At 61.7% G+C, this 17,670-nt stretch carries 7 protein-coding genes and 2 pseudogenes; 6 read left to right on the forward strand and 3 right to left on the reverse strand.

All coding sequences use genetic code 11. The features are described from left to right. Positions 1 to 327 precede the first annotated feature (327 nt). From G3N58_RS13505 to G3N58_RS13520, 4 genes and pseudogenes are all read left to right on the forward strand, one after another. Positions 328 to 9,027 (forward strand): hemagglutinin repeat-containing protein, encoded by an 8,700-nt coding sequence (locus G3N58_RS13505; RefSeq protein ID WP_205999382.1) that lies wholly within the window; start codon positions 328 to 330, stop codon positions 9,025 to 9,027. Positions 9,028 to 9,034: 7 nt separating this feature from the next. Continuing rightward, on the forward strand, positions 9,035 to 9,235 hold the full coding sequence (locus G3N58_RS13510; RefSeq protein WP_205990055.1) for a hypothetical protein: 201 nt from the start codon (positions 9,035 to 9,037) through the stop codon (positions 9,233 to 9,235). A gap of 127 nt (positions 9,236 to 9,362) precedes the next feature. Next, positions 9,363 to 9,749: a hypothetical protein gene (locus G3N58_RS13515; RefSeq protein WP_205999383.1), complete on the forward strand. Its 387-nt coding sequence runs from the start codon at positions 9,363 to 9,365 to the stop codon at positions 9,747 to 9,749. Between the two features lie 235 nt (positions 9,750 to 9,984). Beyond that, positions 9,985 to 11,502 (forward strand): annotated as a pseudogene (locus tag G3N58_RS13520) (hemagglutinin repeat-containing protein); the annotation flags it as partial. A 68-nt stretch (positions 11,503 to 11,570) separates the two neighbouring features. Here G3N58_RS13520 and G3N58_RS13525 read toward each other — a convergent pair. Continuing rightward, positions 11,571 to 12,130: pseudogene (locus G3N58_RS13525) on the reverse strand (transposase); the annotation flags it as partial. Positions 12,131 to 12,584: 454 nt separating this feature from the next. After that, a complete protein-coding gene (locus G3N58_RS13530; RefSeq protein ID WP_167281798.1) occupies positions 12,585 to 12,923 on the reverse strand; it encodes a BON domain-containing protein in 339 nt (112 codons plus the stop codon). A gap of 533 nt (positions 12,924 to 13,456) precedes the next feature. Here G3N58_RS13530 and G3N58_RS13535 point away from each other — a divergent pair. Further along, complete coding sequence (locus tag G3N58_RS13535) at positions 13,457 to 14,947, forward strand: RNA polymerase factor sigma-54 (protein WP_205999384.1); 1,491 nt, start codon at positions 13,457 to 13,459, stop codon at positions 14,945 to 14,947. A gap of 44 nt (positions 14,948 to 14,991) precedes the next feature. On the opposite strand, the gene G3N58_RS13540 is transcribed toward G3N58_RS13535, so the two are convergent. Continuing rightward, positions 14,992 to 15,306 (reverse strand): hypothetical protein, encoded by a 315-nt coding sequence (locus G3N58_RS13540; RefSeq protein WP_241017102.1) that lies wholly within the window; start codon positions 15,304 to 15,306, stop codon positions 14,992 to 14,994. 484 nt (positions 15,307 to 15,790) lie between these two features. Here G3N58_RS13540 and G3N58_RS13545 point away from each other — a divergent pair, with 484 nt between their 5' ends. Continuing rightward, the gene (locus G3N58_RS13545) at positions 15,791 to 17,596 is read left to right on the forward strand and encodes a peptidase S10 (RefSeq protein ID WP_167281796.1); all 1,806 of its coding nucleotides are present in this window, start codon (positions 15,791 to 15,793) and stop codon (positions 17,594 to 17,596) included. The last annotated feature ends 74 nt before the right edge of the window (positions 17,597 to 17,670 follow it).

Consider the following 17,670-nt stretch of genomic DNA (forward strand, 5'->3'; position numbering starts at 1 on the left):
TGAATAGAACGGCTCGATGGATTCGGGCCGTTTTTTTGTGCAGCTGAGTGGTAGCTATCGCACGAATTAACTTATTGCCATCTCGTTAATAAATAAAAATGATGATCTTGGTGGGTGCATGAGATTTGATGATGTTTTCTTGATTTTAATTGTTGGAGTGTCTGATATTTATTGTCGAATTTTTATTTAATTGTATTTTTAAATGTCAATCAGATAATTCCTATTTGTATTTTTATTTTCTGATTCATATACAATTAACTTTTATTAAAAGAATAAAATTGATGTATGCGGTACTTTGAGGCGGTTAAAAAAACACGCTTCCTAAAGATGAACAGGAATACTTTTCGGCTCGTCTATAGCCGGCTTCGGGATATGCCCGTTGCAGTTGCAGAAACGGCCATTGGCCACGGCAATGTCTGTCAAGGGGAAACTCTTCCGTCCATCTCAAATCGACGCATGACTCTTTTCGCGATGCGTCACGCAGTTTTTGCCGTGCTCGTGCTGTCCGGATTTACGCCCGAGTTTTCGAATGCGCAGATCGTGCCCTCGGGTGCGCATGCGCCAACGGTCATCCAGACGCAGAACGGTTTGCCGCAAGTCAATATCAACAAGCCGGGTGGCGCGGGGGTTTCGGTCAACACGTATTCGCAATTCGACGTGCAAAAGCCGGGCGTGATTCTGAATAACTCGCCGACCATCGTTCAGACGCAGCAGGCGGGGCAGATCAACGGCAATCCGGATCTGTCGCCGGGACAATCGGCGCGGATCATTCTGAATCAGGTCAATAGCAATTCACCGAGTCAATTGCGTGGTTATCTCGAAGTCGCCGGCAATAAAGCGGAAGTGGTGGTGGCGAACGGCTCGGGCATCGTCGTCGATGGCGGCGGCTTCATCAATACGACGCGCGGCATTCTGACGACCGGCACGCCACGGCTCGACGCCAGCGGCAATCTGACCGGCTTCGACGTGGCGGGCGGCAACATCACCGTGCAGGGTGCGGGGCTCAATACGCGCAACATCGATCAGGTCGATCTGATTGCGCGCGCGGTGCAGGCGAATGCCGCGATTTACGCCAATACGCTCAATGTCGTGACCGGCGCGAACCAGGTCGATCACGACACGCTGGCGGCCACGCCGATCGCGGCTAACGGCGCATCGCAAGGCGTCTCGATCGACGTGAGCCAGCTTGGCGGCATGTACGCGAACCGGATCGTGCTCGTCGGCAATGAGAAGGGAGTCGGCGTGTCGAACGCGGGCGTCATCGAGGCGCAGGCGGGCGACCTCACGCTGACCACGCAGGGCAAGCTGGTGCTCAGCGGCACGACGGGCGCAAGCGGCAATCTCTCGGTGTCGGCGGCAGATGGAGTCGACAACAGCGGCACGACCTTGGCGCGTCAGTCGGTGTCGATCAATACGTCCGGCACGCTCGTCAATAGCGGCACGCTGGCCGCGCAGCAGGGGCTCACGGTGAACGCGGGCAGCATCGCCTCCACCGGTTCGCTCGGCGCGGGCATCAACGACGACGGCCCGGTTGCACAGTCGGGTGATCTGGATCTCTCTGCAAACGGCACGCTGTCGGCGACGGGCCAGAACATGGCGGGCGGCAACGCGACGCTGCGGGGCAGCGATGTAATGCTCGCCGGCAGCCGGACCATCGCCCATGGCGCGCTCGATGTGTCGGCCGCGCAAACGATCGATACCAGCACGGCGACGCTCGATGCGGCGCAGCTTTCGCTCAGTGGTACGAACCTCGTCAATCACGGTGGCACGATCACGCAGACCGGCACCGGTGCGACAGTCGTCAACGTGTCCGGCACGCTCGATAACACCGGCGGCACGCTTCAGACCCATAGCGCGGATCTCGCACTTGGGCCCGTGACGCTCATCAACGATAAAGGCACGCTCACCAGTTCGGGTAGCGGCACGCTGTCGGTGCAGGGTGCTTCGCTGTCGAACAACGGCGGTACGCTCGCGACGAATGGCGCGCTCCGGGTCGATGTCGGTACGCTGGCGAATCGCGGTGGAACGCTGGCGGGGCAGTCTTCTGCTGCGCTCGCCGTCACTTCGCTCGATAACAGCGCGGGCGGTTATGTTGGCGCGCGCGATGTGTCGATCACCGGCGCAGGCGTGCTGGACAACGCGGGCGGCATGATTCAGGGAGACGGGCAGCTTGACGTGTCGGCGCAGACGGTGTCGAACGATGGTGGATCGATTGCGAATGGTGGGACGGGCAAGACGACCGTAAGCGCCAATGGCGCACTCACCAATACCGGCAACGGACAGATTGGCGGTAACGGCGACGTGTCCGTGGCGGGCGGCAGCATCGACAACGCAGGCGGCACGATTGCGGCCGGTGGTGCAACGAGCGTTCAATCTGGCGGCACGTTGAAGAATGCGGCAGGCCTGATCCAGGGGAACGGCGCAGTCACGGTCTCCGCACAAGGCGCACTCGATAACACCGGCGGCCAGATCGAAGCGGACGGCGTAGCGGCGACACTCACGGCTGCCGGCGCGTCGGTCGATAACACGAACGGACGTATCGCCAACGTCGGCACCGGCGCAACGACCATCGACGCGGCAACGATCACGAACGCGAACACGGGAGGCGTGAATGGCGCTGGCGTAATCGGCGGCAATGGCGACGTGACGCTTAACGCGCAGGCGTTGTCGAACACTGACGGCGCACAAACGCTGTCGGGCCATGACCTGACGCTGAGCGTTGCACAATCAGTCGATAACCGCGGCGGCTCGCTTTCTGCTACCCATCACCTCACGCTCGACCAGGCGGGCGCAACGGTTCTGAACCAGGGCGGATCACTTCATGCGGACGGCACGCTGGCCCTGAACATTGCGTCGCTCGATAACACCGCGGGCCGCATCGGCAACGACACAGGCAGCAGCGGCAGCGTTGCGATCCATACCGGCACGCTCGCGAACCAGAACGGCTCGATTGGCAGCGACCAGAACCTCGACGTCACGACGACCCGGCTAACCGGCGACGGCCACCTCGTCGCGGGCAACGACGGTGCCATCACGATCAACGGCGACTACACGCAGAGCGCGGCAAACCTGATCCAGGCGAATCACGACCTGACGTTCAGCGTGACCGGCGACTTCACGAATCAGGGCACGCTCGGCGCGGTCAACGCGTTGACGCTCAATGCCGCGAACATCGACAACCAGGCAGGTGCGGAACTCAATTCATCCAGCACGACCGTCAACGCTGCGAACGCAATCAGCAACGAAGGCCGCATCGAAGGCGATACGGTCACGACGAACAGCACGACGCTGACCAACACCGCAGCGATCATCGGCAATACGGTCACGCTGAACGGCAGCCAGTCGATTGTGAACACCGGTGCCGCCGCGATCATCGCCGCCGCTTCCGAGCTGAACCTGTACTCGCCGGGCGACATGTCCAACACCGGTGGCGCGAACCTGTTCAGCCTCGGCGACATCAACATCGCCGCCGACGCGACACGCGACGCGAATGGCCTGCTCGCGAACCGCAGCCATTCGCTCACCAACGATCAAGCGACGATCGAGGCACAGGGCAGCATCGAGATTGCCACCGATACGCTGACGAACTCGCGCCCCGCACCAACGGTCGAGACGGTAACGACCGGTGTCGATACGGTCCATCAGACCAAGCGCAGCAAATACATGGCCTGCGCAACGGGCAATAGCGACAAGGGCTACTGCACGCAGCAGATGTGGGACAACGGCTACAGCGCGCCCGTCGATGCAACATACGCCAGCTCGCAGATCGTCTCGCAGACTTCGGGCCCGAACGCGACCGACAACGTGCTGGTCGTGAACGTCGACGGCCAGCCGCAGACGATCTGGTACAACGCGATCACGGACAACGGCAATGGGACGGTCACGGTCAGCTACTGGGACGGCTACGATCCGAACGTCAACTATCTGCCGTCCACGGAGTACGCAAGCCGCAGCGACGGACACAAGGGTTACCAGCGCGTCGAGATCGCGCGCGACACGACCACCACGACACAGCAGGACCAGATAACGGGCACGCAGGCACAACAGGCGCAACTGCTCGCGGGCGGCAACCTGACGCTCGCGAATGTCGGCACGCTGAGCAACAGCTACAGCGCGATCGCGGCGGGCGGTTCGATCCGGATCGGTACAAGCCAGCAGGACGGCGAAATCGGCAACGGAACCGGCAATTACGGCGGCACGCAGGTCAATAACACCGGGCAGACGCTGTACCAGTACCAGCGTCAGGACATCGTGTCGACCTATGCGTGGAACGAGAACATCACGCAGGATGTAGGCCAGGTTGTCGAACCGTCGATCGTACTCGCGCCCGTGGCGATCGGCGGCACGGGCGGGACCATCATCGCGAACAACACGGTGCAGATCAGCGCGACGGACGTGAATAACACCAACGTCGCGGCCACGAACTCAGCAACCGGTGCGACGGGCGGCACGCTCGGCGCCAACCAGCTGATGAAGGGGACCCAGGTCAAGGCACCACAGACGGTTGCGGGCAGTAGCGGCTCGTTGAACCTGAGCCTGCCGAAGAGCGGACTCTATACGTTCGCGAGCGCACCCGATGCGTCGTATCTGGTCGTAACCGATCCGCGTTTGACGAGCTATACGGGCTTCATCTCGTCGGACTACATGCTCGGTCAGCTTGGCCTGAATCCGCAGAGCGTGGAGAAGCGTCTCGGCGACGGCCTGTACGAAGAACAACTGGTGCGCGAGCAGATCACCCAACTCACCGGGCGTGTCTATCTGCAGGGTTATACGAACAACCTCGACGAATATCAGGCGCTGATGACGAACGGCGTGAACGTCGCGCAGCAGTTCGGGCTCGAACCGGGCATCGCGCTGACGGCCGCGCAGATGGATGCGCTGACAAGCGACATCGTGTGGCTCGTGAACCAGACCGTCACGTTGCCTGACGGCACGACGCAGCAGGTGCTGGCGCCTGTCGTGTATCTCGCGCAGACGCATGCGGATGATCTTCAGCCGGGCGGCGCGCTGATTGCGGCGGATGACGTGGCCATTCACGCCACGGGCAGCGCGACGAATAGCGGCGTCATCAGGGGCGGCACGCAGACGGTGTTGAGCGCGACCGACATCCTGAACCGGGGCGGCACGATCGCGAGCAGCGGCACGAACGGGACGACGGTCGTCTCCGCGACGAACGATGTCGTGAATGCGTCGGGGCAGATCACGGGCAACCGCGTGGCGGTGCTGGCGGGCAACGACATCACGAATACGACGCTGGCCGATACGGTGGGCGTGAGCAACGCGGCCGGTAACAGCAACGTCAGTCAGACGCTGCTCGGCGCGCAAGGCACGATTGCCTCGACCGGCGACATGGTGATTGCGGCGGGTCACGATCTGACGGTGCATGGCGCGAATATCGCGGCGGGCGGCAACGCGCAGATCACGGCCGGCCACGACATCACGGTCGATGCGGTGCAGTCCGCCACATCGCAATCGCTCGCGCAGAATGACGAGCATCACTGGGAAGCAGACAGCGTTACCCACCAGACCAGCGCGATTTCGGCAGGTGGCGACCTCGCGATGCAGAGCGGCAACGACACGACGTTCAGGGGCGCAACGGTGACGGCGGGTGGCGACATGGAGGTCGTCGCGGGCGGCAACCTGACGGCGACCACGGTGACCGATACCGCGAAATTCGACAACGTCGCCGCCGATGACAGGACCCGCCAGGAAGTCGACCATACGTACGACGAACACGCAGTCGGCACGACCTTCACGGCGGGCGGCAATGCGACGTTGGGGGCTGTGAGCAGTGACGCGAGCAAGGGCAACGTCACATTGACCGGTTCGTCGTTGACGGCAGGCATGATGGATGGCGTGGACAACGGCAGTGGTACGGCGACCATCGCGGCAACCGGCAACGTGACGATCAACGAAGCCCGCGAGGAGCACGATAGTTATCAGGGAGTCGAATCGAAGCGCGGCAGCTTTGTCAGCGGTTCGACGACAGATATGACGCAGAACTCGCAGGCCAGCATCGGTGTCGCGAGCACGGTGTCGGGCAACACGGTGACCGTACAGTCGGGCCGCGACCTGACGATTCAGGGCAGCAACGTGGTCGGCACGAACGACGTGAAACTCGCGGCAGCGGGCAACGTGTCGATTACAACGTCGCAGGACACGCTGAATTCGCAGAGCACTTACGAGAAGCGCGAGTATGGCTTCCTGTCGGGCCTCAATCCGCTGAACCAGCTCGATGGCGGCCTGCAGGGCTACACCATCGGCACACGTACCACCACCGACGCGCAGCAGGCCACGCAGGTGGCGAACACAGGTAGCCTGGTCGGCTCGCTGAACAGCAACCTGAGCATTACCGCAGGCAACGACCTGCATGTGACCGGCAGCACGCTGCACGCAGCCAACGACCTGAATCTCGCGGGCAAGACCGTGACGATCGATGCGGCGCAGGACACCGCCACGCAGAACGAACAGCAGTCGTTCAGACAGACTGCGATTTCCGCGGGCGTCAGCAACCCGGTCATCGCGGCCGTGCAGACCGCGAACCAGATGCGCAAGGACGTCAAGCAGACGAACGGCGACGCGCGGCTCGACGCGCTCGCCGCCGCAACGACGGGACTGGCGGCAAAGAATGCTTACGACGCGGTCATGAGCGACCCGACGGCGGTCGGCGGCGTGGGAATCAACGTATCGCTTGGCACGAGCCACAGCAACAGCAACTCGACGGCATCGTCGAGTACGGCTGTGGGCAGCACTGCGTCGGCGGGCCATAACCTGACGATCGCGGCAGCCGGCGCGGGAGCGGACAGCCACATCGATATCATTGGCAGCAACCTGAAGGCAGGCAATGACGCCACGCTCAATGCCGAAGGCAACATCAATCTTCAGGCCGCGCAGAACACCGACAGTCAGCAGAGCACGAATAGCGGATCGAGCGCGAGTATCGGCGTGACGTTCGGCGTCGGAAAGGAGAACGGCATCTCGTTCCAGGCCGGCGTGTCCGGCACGAAGGGCAATGACAACGGCAGCGATACGACGTGGACCAATACACATGTCGACGCGGGCAACACGCTGACGCTGCAATCGGGCGGCGATACGAATCTCAAGGGCGCGGTAGCCGATGGCCAGCAGGTGATTGCCAACGTTGGCGGCAACCTGAATATCGAAAGCCTGCAGGACACGAGCACTTACGACTCGAAGCAGCAGAGCGGTGGCGTATCGGTGAGCGTGTGCGTGCCGCCGATCTGCTACGGCGCTTCGAGCGTGGCGGGCAACCTCAGCCAGCAGAAGCTGAACAGCAACTATGCGAGCGTGACGGAGCAGTCGGGCATCAGTGCGGGCGACGGCGGCTTCCAGATTAATGTGAAGGGCAATACGGACCTCAAGGGGGCCGTGATTTCCAGCAGCGATGCAGCGGTGCAGAACGGAGCGAACAGCCTGACGACCGCGACGCTTACGCATAGCGACATCGAGAACAGGGCTGACTACAGCGGGCAGTCGGTCGGGATCAGCGGCGGCTATGGCGGCGACATCGGCAAGAGCCAGGGCGGGACGGCGAACAATACGAATCCGGTGCCGGGTACGACGCTGCCGAAGAGCGGCGGGCTCGCGATGGCGCCGCCGATCGTCATGGGCGCATCGGGCGATGCCAGCGGCACGACGAAGAGTGCAATCAGCGGCGGAGCCATCACGATCACCGATGGTGCGAAACAGCAGCAGCTTACCGGACAGACGGCGGATGAAGCGGTGGCGAACATCAGTCGCGACACGTCGGACACGCTGGGCTCGATTGCACCGATCTTCGACAAGGACAAGATCGAAGCCGGGTTCGATATCACGAGCCAGTTCATCAATCAGGTCGGGACGTTCGTGAACAACCGCGCGAAGGAAGCGGACGCGGCGAAGGCGGCGGCGAATGATCCGAACCTGACGCCGGAACAGCGCGCGGCGGCGCAGCAGCAGGCCGATCAGCTGAATGCAGAGTGGGGGCCGGGTGGGTCGTATCGGCAGGTGCTGACTGCGTTGAGCGTGGCGGCGGGCGGGAATGTGACTGGCGGCATGGGCCAGTTCGCGCAGAGTGCGACGGTGGCGTATTTGCAGGAACTTGGCGCGAATGGGGTCAAGCAGATCGCGGACAGTCTGGGTAGCGAAGAGGCACGCGCGGCCCTGCATGCAATCGTCGGTTGTGCGGGCGCGGCGGCAAGTGGCCAGAGTTGCGGCGCGGGTGCGATGGGGGCTGCGGCGAGTTCGGTGCTGGGCAGCCTGCTCGCGCCAACCGATGGGATGTCGGCAGAGGACCGTCAGGCACGGGAGAATCTGGTGACGAGCCTGGTGGCGGGGATCGCCACGGCGTCCGGGACGAATGCGGCGACGGCGACTGGTGCAGCACAGATCGAAGTGGAGAATAATCAGGTTGCGCCGCCGCCACAGATGGCGCTGCCGCCGCCCTGGTTGTCCGGATTCAAGCTGCCCGGTTTCAAGGGCGAGACGGCGAGCAAGGGTGACGGGGTCATTGCGGACCCGGCCACGGAGCTTGATCCAACCATCAAGCCAGATGGGTCGTTGGTCTATCCGATGCCGGACGCGAAGCAGCTTGGCGACTGGATCACGGCGATCATTCCGGATCAGGTCAAGGGGCTGGTTGATTACATCACTACGGCGGCGGGTGGTGGCGATTCGAGCAAGGCCACAAACACCGTGAGCGGAGCGGATAGCGCCGCGAATGCTGCTAACAGCGGGCTGCTGAACAATCAACTTGCCGCAGAACAGATCGCGAATGGTCATGCGTTCGACAAGCACGTGATCGATCAGAATGAGTTTGGTGGTTCGATCACGACGCAACAGCAGTTTGCCGATCAGATAGAAAATATACTCAACAACCCTTCGGCGACGAAGCAACTGAGCAACGGGCGTTCCGCATATTGGGACGATTCTTCCGGTATGGTTGTTATCCGGAACCCGAATGCGGCGGACGGCGGAACTGCGTTCAAGCCGACGAATGGGAAAGCGTATTTCAATAACTTGAGGTGAGGTAACTATGAAGCTCAAACGAATTGCCGAGGATACTGAGATCGAGCTTAGTCTCGATGAGTTACTTGTTCTCAACGCGGCTCTTAACGAGGTTTGCAACGGCATTGACATGTTCGAGTTCGAAACACGGATCGGTGCCCCACGAGCTAAGGTAGAGCGTCTGTTGGCGGAGATTCAAGCCGCGCTTGATCAGGTCGAGAAGAGATAGAGGGTTCGTAAGCTGCCGGTGGAGGTGTTCGCGCACGGTCGAAATTTGTTGCCACAAACGACGGGACTGCAAACGACGGCAAAACAACTGCGGGTTCGGGTCGCAAAATCAACGTAAAGTGAAAACTATGGAACTCAATCGGATCAAGTTACTTCTTCACGGATTGGCGCTCTCGCATGGGCTGACGGACGCTGATTTGCATGCGTATAACCATACAACGGACGACTTCGAGTGGCATATCGACTGGAAAAAGAATTTGACGGAAACATTTGAAAGCAAGACGAAACGTCTTAAGGCCGCAATCAATCTATACGACGACGCAATGGCTAAGGGTGACTTGCTTACCGCAAGAGCGGGGTTAGTTCGTGCAGGAATCCAACTTCAAAGCTTGGCGAGTTTTTTTGATGGTATGACGCACGACGTGAAGAAGGCATATGGAGAACCCCACTTCAATTGGCCTGTGTTCCCTGACGGCAATTGGAAAATTCCTCCCGAGTACGATTTTAAAAGCTGATGACAACGGCGCAAGACAAACTTCTCCCATGCTCCCGCTGTAATAGCTTGAACCTTAGTAGTCTTGGGAACTATGAGATTTTTGACGTGCGCGGCTGGGAAGATGACCGGGTGCAGTCAGATTCTCCGACATTGCGGGTGGTACTAACCCGAACAGTTTGAATGAGGTGCGCGCCCTCTGGCAAGCAGGAAGGGCTAACTCAATGCAGGACTTGGTAGGTCCCGCATTGCGTGACATCAAGGCGGCCGGTGCGGGAGCTGCAAGCAACATCGATGTCGCCGGCAGAAACCTCACCGCAGGCAATAACGCCACGCTCAATGCCGAAGGCAACATCAACCTTCAGGCTTCGCAGAACACCGACAGTCAGCAGAGCACGAACAGCGGATCGAGCGCGAGTGCCGGTGTGACGTTCGGAGTCGGAAAATCGAATGGCATCTCGTTTCAGGCCGGCGTGTCGGGCACGAAAGGCAACGGCAACGGCGGCGATACGACCTGGACCAATACCCAGGTCAACGCGGGCAACACGCTGACGCTGCAATCGGGCAGCGATACGAACCTGAAGGGAGCGGTGGCGAATGGCCAGCAGGTCATTGCCAATGTCGGTGGCAATCTGAATATCGATAGTCTGCAGGACACGAGCACCTACAACTCGAAGCAGCAGAGCGGGGGCGTGTCGGTAAGCGTGTGCGTGCCGCCAATCTGCTATGGCCCATCCAGCGTGGCGGGCAATATCAGCCAGCAGAAGCTGAACAGCAACTATGCGAGCGTGACGCTCACGCACAGCGACATCGAAAACAGGGCTGACTACAGCGGGCAGTCGGTCGGCATCAGCGGCGGCTACGGTGGCGGCATCGGCAAGAGCCAGGGCGGGACGGCGAACAATACCAATCCGGTGCCCGGCACGACGCTGCCGAAGAGCGGCGGGCTTGCGATGGCGCCGCCGATCGTCATGGGCGCATCAGGCGATGCCAGCGGCACGACGAAGAGCGCAATCAGCGGCGGGTCGATCACGATCACGGATGAGGCGAAGCAACAGCAACTGACCGGGCAGACAGCCGATGAGGCCGTCGCGAGTATCAGCCGCGATACGTCCGATACGCTGGGGTCGGTTGCACCGATCTTCGACAAGGACAAGATCGAGGCTGGGTTTGATATCACGAGCCAGTTCATCAATCAGGTGGGCACGTTCGTGAACAACCGGGCGAAGGAAGCGGACGCAGCGAAGGCGGCGGCGAACAATCCGAACCTGACGCCGGAACAGCGTGCGGCGGCGCAGCAGCAGGCCGATCAGCTGAATGCAGAGTGGGGGCCGGGTGGGTCGTATCGCCAGGTGCTGACTGCGTTGAGCGTGGCGGCGGGCGGGAACGTGACCGGGAGCATGGGGCAGTTTGCGCAGAGTGCGACGGTGGCTTATTTGCAGGAGCTGGGCGCGAGCGGAGTCAAGGCCATCGCGGACTCTCTGGACAAGGACAGCACGGCGGCTGGCGAAACGGCACGTGCGGCCCTGCATGCAATTGTCGGTTGTGCGGGGGCGGCGGCGAGCAGCCAGAGTTGCGGCGCGGGGGCGATGGGGGCATCGGCGAGTTCGCTGCTCGGTACGTTGCTCGGGTCGACGGATGGGATGTCGGCTGAGGACCGTCAGGCACGGGAGAATCTGGTGACGAGCCTGGTGGCGGGGATTGCCACTGCGTCGGGGACGGATGCAGCGACCTCGACTGGTGTGGGGCAGATCGAAGTGGAGAATAATCAGGTCGCGCAGACGACATCAATGGCATCGCCGCCGCCGTGGTTGTGGTTGACGCACGGCACACCGGTCATCTCCCGACTACGGCGCAGCAGCGCCCAGATACGCCGGTAGCCGTAGGTTGGCAGATGCGCCACATGTCCTCGAATTTCCTCGACCAGACCGGCATCATCGGTCACGCGGGCACGGCGACCATCCCGCCAACCGGACGGACGACTCCGCTTCACCGCCACGGCAGAGCGCGCCACGCCGAGAACTTCGCAGACCGTCTTCATCGGTCGTCCCCTGGCAGCAAGGGCGAGCGCGCAATCAGGTTTTTTGACCGGCCCCAATCCACGGCTTCTTTCAGGATTTCGACCTCCAGCGTCTTCTTCCCGAGTAGCCGTTGCAGTTCCTTGATTTCCTTGATGGTGGCGACCAGCTCAGATGCCGGCACAACGGTTTCGCCCGCCTTCACCGCCGCCAGGCTGCCTTCCTGGTATTGCTTGCGCCAGCCGAACACCTGGTTGGCGTTGACGCCGTGCCGACGTGCCACGGCCGACACCGATGCTCCCGGCTCCAGTGTTTCCTGCACGATGGCGATTTTTTCCTGCGCCGTGCGCCGACGACGGCGCTCCGGCTCGGTCAGAATTTCGATGCTTTCCACGTAATGACCAGGCTTATTGATAGGCACAAAACTATCCCTTATTTTAAGAGAGTCCTTGTGTCCTCAGATACGTGGGGCCGCTCCAGTTTGCTTGTTCGCTGCATTCGTTGTCGGGTTTGGGGCATTCATTCTTTCGGGGATTTGTCGAATTTTCTTGTATCTTGGAGACAACCAGTCCATGCGAACAATAAATGAAACTGTTGAGCGATTCTCCAACGAAGTTCGGTCCGTGGTTTAAGCGGTAGGGAGAGGCCTGAGTTACTGGGGCACCTCCTGTTTGTGGCTGGCTATGCGGTCGCTGCCATAGTCGCCATATTCGCCAGTGTCTACGCGTGGCGCAGAGTGATCCGCCCGCGCTTTGTCGTCGACGGATGACTACCGCATCGTGCAGGCGTGCTGCGGGCGAAAGGCCACGATAAATAAAATAACTCTCGGCCGCCCGATCCTATTCGGCTGCGACCTTCAGATGGTTCTTCACGCCCGAGACACCCTTCACGTTCTGCACGACTTCCGCGGCCGCCGACTTATCGTCTGCCGAGGGCACCGAGCCCGTGAGCCACACGACGCCCTTGCGCGTCTTCACGTGGATATGCGTCGACTTGACGTTCTTCGCCGCGAGCAGATCCGCCTTGACCTTGGTCGTGATGGCGCCGTCGTCGATGTGCTCGCCGATGGTTTCCGATGACGCGGACGGCGCCGTCGTCGCGGTCTGTGCGGTGGCATTCAGGGCGAATGCGACGACAGCGATGCTGCTCGCGGTCTTCAGAAGCTGGATCGTCTTCATGGTTTCTCCTTCGGGTGTTGATGAGAATGGACGGTTTTGTTGCTGGTGACCGATCGTGGCCGAAATCGCTGATGATCCACGTAGAGCCGTTGCCACGACGACTCCATCGGGGCCCGTTTTTCGCCATCGCTCGACACCGAATGCGACGCTTGCAGGGACTTTTCTATTGGCCGAAGCTCACATCCGTCATGCCGAGTCGGGCCGCAAGCAGTGTGCCAACCACGTTCGTGCAGACGACTCATGCACACGTATCGCTGTCGAAACAGCGTCGCGGCATCGGGTTCGTGGCCGAGGATGAGTGCATGAACGATACGCGTCGCGTTTCGCGTGGTCGTCCGATAACGTGGACCGGAAATTTCAGGGCGCTTGTAAAAAAGGGCGTCTCCCGCCTATGCAAATACGCGAGCCCGAATAGCCAAAGCGTAAATAAAACAGCAGCTTGAGAAACCTGGTACGACAGTTGCTCCAATGAGCGAAAGCAGCTTTCCTGGCCCTTGGCTGTTACGGCTATCAACGAACGGAATCTCACGCCAATGCCTTCCATCGAATTACGTACGAGGCAATCGCTTGCACTGACGCCTCGGCTTCAGCAATCGGTGCGCCTTCTGCAACTGTCGGCGCTGGAGTTTCAGCAGGAATTGCGCACGGCACTCGATACGAATCCGTTCCTCGAATACGATTCGTCGGAAACGGAAGACGTCGCGCTAGCCACGACGTCGCCGGCCGAAGAAGCGGGCGCGCTGCCCGCGGCCGATACGCTCGCCGCCGAACCCGGTGCGTTGCCCGCCGAAAACGCCGATGGCGACACGCTGGAAAGTACAGGTCAGGACGACATGCCCGGCGATTTTTCGGGCGACTACGGCGCTCGCACGTCGACACGTCAGAACGGCGATGCCGATGGCAGCGATCCGGCCGATTGGGCCCGCTCGCAGCCGACCTTGCGCGAGCAGTTGCACGATGCGCTGCGTCTTTACCGGCTCGACGACCGCGACCGCGCGGTGGCGCGCTTCATCATCGAGGCGCTCGACGACGACGGCTATCTGCGGCAATCGCTTGCCGATCTTGCCGACAGCGTGGCCGATAGCGTCGAACTCGAACCGGCCTTGACCGAGGAAGACCTGCTCGTCGCACTGCGTCTCGTGCAGTCGCTCGATCGCCCGGGGCTCGGCGCGCGTTCGCTGTCGGAATGCCTCGCACTGCAGATCAACGCATTGCCCGACGATACGCCCGGACGCGAGGTGGCGCGGCAGATCGTCGAGCATCATCTCGAACGTCTCGCGCGCCGCGAGCAGGCCGAATTGCAAAAGCAGATCGGCTGCGGCGCGGAAGAGTTGCGCGTGGCCTGCATGCTCGTGCGCAAGCTCGATCCGAAGCCCGGCAATTGCTATGGCTGCGCCGAGGACAACTACGTGGTGCCCGACGTGATCGTGCGTCAGGCGCGCAACAAGTGGGTCGTGTCGGTCAATCCGGCCGTGCAGCCGCGCGCGCGGATCCATCGCATGTATGCGCGGCTTTTCGCGCAGTCGGCGGGCGCGAGCCGTTCGCCGCTCGCGCAGCAGTTACAGGAAGCGCGCTGGCTGATCCGCAATGCGCAGCAGCGCTTCGATACGATTCAACGCGTCGCCGAGTGCATCGTCGCGCATCAGAAAGCGTTCTTCCAGTACGGCGAAATCGCGCTGAAGCCGATGGTGTTGCGCGACGTCGCGGACGAACTCGGTCTGCATGAATCGACGATCTCGCGTGCAACGGGCAACAAATACATGGCCACGCCGCGCGGCATTTTCGAATTCAAGCATTTCTTCCCGCGCGAACTCGGCACCGAAAGCGGCGGCACCTGTTCGGCCGCCGCGGTGCGCGCGCTGCTCAAGGAGATGATCGCCGCCGAGAACACGCGCGATCCGCTCTCCGACGTGACGCTCGCGAAGATGCTGGCCGATCAGGGCGTGCTCGTCGCGCGGCGCACGGTGGCGAAGTATCGGCATTTGATGAAGGTGCCGCCGGCGGAATTGCGCCGGCAGTTTTGATGGCAGGTTCAGGCGCAACGCGCCTGATCGCGCGTTCCTTACTATCATCGTCGGCTCGCGCGTGAGCCGCGCCACTCAGACTCCTCGTCATCCATCGTGCGCGCGAGGCCGATGCGCTCCCAGCCGGGGCAGCCCCACACAGCCACAAACTCGATCTCGAAGCAGATGAGCTGCCACCCAAAAAGCCCGGCACGATGCCATGCGACCCAGTTCGCGAACAGCAGAATATAACGGCACTCTTCCTGCATGACCGGTTCGAACGCATCGATGAGTTCGGGCGGAAAGGAACCGGAGCGGCGTGCGAGTTCGAAAAATCCGAATGTAAAGAATCTGTCCACGCATTCGCCGTAGCCGGTCACGAGATAGGCTCACTCGGCGTCTTTCAATAGACATAGGGCGGCTCGCTGGCAAGCGTGATGCCGTATGCCCGCACATGCGCGATAGCACCTCTTTGCGGCGGCCTTCTTCCCATGCGTTGAGCGTGAGCGCGTTGGGCTGTTCCTGCGGCAGGTGCGGTACGCGAAAGCCGGGGCGGCAGCGTGGCATGCATCCTGTACCGGTTGCTCCATGGGCAACGCTCGGCAAGACGGCATCTTCGATTCTGCACGATGCACGACATACGTGCGAGGTCGCGGCGCGGCAGAAGCCATTTGTAATGTCGAACCCGTAACGACAGGACGGTTGACGTCGCGCGGACTTGCGTCAAGAATCGAGCGCCGGGTGCGTTCCTGAAGCGGATTGACGAGGCCTCATCCGGCGCTTCTTGCAGCGCTGCTTTCCGCACTTCTGCCCGCGCCTCATCCGGCAATTCCGGCGCGTCTCGACTCGTGGTTGGGGAACTTCATGATCCTTCGTTTCCGTGTTTCGTTGCACCGCTTCCATGCGGCGGGATGGCCGGTCGCGGCGCTGGCGGCGACGTTTTCCATCGTCACCCTGGCGTCGTTCAGTGAACGAAGCATGGCGGCCACCCCCGGCGATTTGCCGAATGCAACGCAAAGCGCGCAGGCGGTGGAGCGCGCGGCGTCCGGACCCGCCGCGAATCAGCCCACGCCCGGCAATGCGGGCGAGCCGAACGCCACGACCTCGCGCACCGGTACGGAGCCGCGCAAACATTCGGCTTCACAATGGAATACGCAAGCAGCAACGAATGCCTCGGACGCCACGGCAACATCGCATGCCACGGATACCACGGATGCCACACAACACGACGGCAAACCATCGACGCCCGCCATTCCCGTCCCGCCGGAAACCACGAGCGTCACCACGCATTCGCTGCGGCTCGATGGCCGCAAGCTCGACTACACCGCGACGGCCGGCAATCTGCTGCTGCATGACAAGACCGGCGCGGCCAACGCCAGTGTCTTCTATGTCGCCTACACGGTGCCGGGCAAAACGCCGGCGACGCGACCCGTCACCTTCCTGTTCAACGGCGGCCCCGGCGCCGGCAGCGTGTTCCTGATGATGGGCTCGTTCGGACCGAAGCGCGTACGCACCGCGAGTCCCGCGAGCACGCCGCCCGCGCCGTACACGTTCGAAGACAACCCCGACAGTCTGCTCGACACGACCGACCTCGTCTTTATCGACGCGGTCGGCGCGGGCCTGTCGAGGATCGTCGGACATGGCACGGGCAAGGATTTCTGGGGCGTCGACGAAGACCTCAACGCGTTCGCGCAGTTCATCGATCGCTATCTGACCGTGAACCAGCGCTGGGATTCGCCGAAGTATCTGCTCGGCGAATCGTATGGCACCGCGCGCGCCGCGATGCTCGCGTACAAGCTCGGGCAGAACAATATCGCGCTGAACGGCGTGATCCTGATGTCGTCGGTGCTCGATGCGTCGGCGTTCTCGCCGGGCTTCGATTTAAAGAGCGAGAGCTATCTGCCGAGTTTCGCGGCCATTGCGTGGTATCACGACAAGATCACGCCGAAGCCCGCGAGCTTGCCGGCGTTTCTCGACGAAGCGCGCGCGTTCGCGCGGGGACCTTACGCACAGGCCCTTGCGCGCGGCGATGCATTGCCCGATGCCGAGCGCGATGCGATTGCCGCGCGCGTTGCGTACTTCACCGGGCTCGACGTGGGCTATGTGAAGCGCAATCGTCTGCGGCTTTATCCGTCGCGTTTTCGCAGCGAGTTGCTGCGCGACCGCTCGCGCACCGTCGGCCGTTACGACGCGCGTTTCGAAGGCATCGACTTCGACGACGCCAACGAGCATCCCGACTTCGATGCGTCGGTGAGCGGTATCTCGAGCGCATTCGACGCGGCGCTGCATCGGCATTTCGCGGAAGACCTGCACTTCACGCCGGCGGACCGCTACGAGGTTTTCAACGACGACGCGCTGCGGCAATGGGACTGGAAGCATCGCGAGTGGTGGGGCGAGCGCTTGCAGTTGCCGTACCCGGCCGGCGATCTGGCCGAGGCGATGCGGCAGAACCCGCAGTTGCGCGTGATGTCGCTGAACGGCTACTTCGATCTCGCTACGCCGTTCTACGCGACCGAGTATGCGCTGGCGCATCTCGGCATCGATTCGCCGCTGCGCGAGAACGTGCGCATCACGTACTATCCGACCGGCCACATGATCTATCTCGACGATGCCGCGTTGCATGCGCTCAAGCACGATCTGGCGAGCTTCTACGCCGCGCAGCCGCATTGAGTGTCCGCACGAAAGCGTGTCGCGCGCATGAAATCGGCGTGGAGTCGAAAGGTATAATTCCACGCACCGTGGGG

Origin of the sequence: Paraburkholderia sp. Ac-20342 (assembly GCF_017104985.1) — a bacterium.
Lineage (GTDB): Bacteria > Pseudomonadota > Gammaproteobacteria > Burkholderiales > Burkholderiaceae > Paraburkholderia.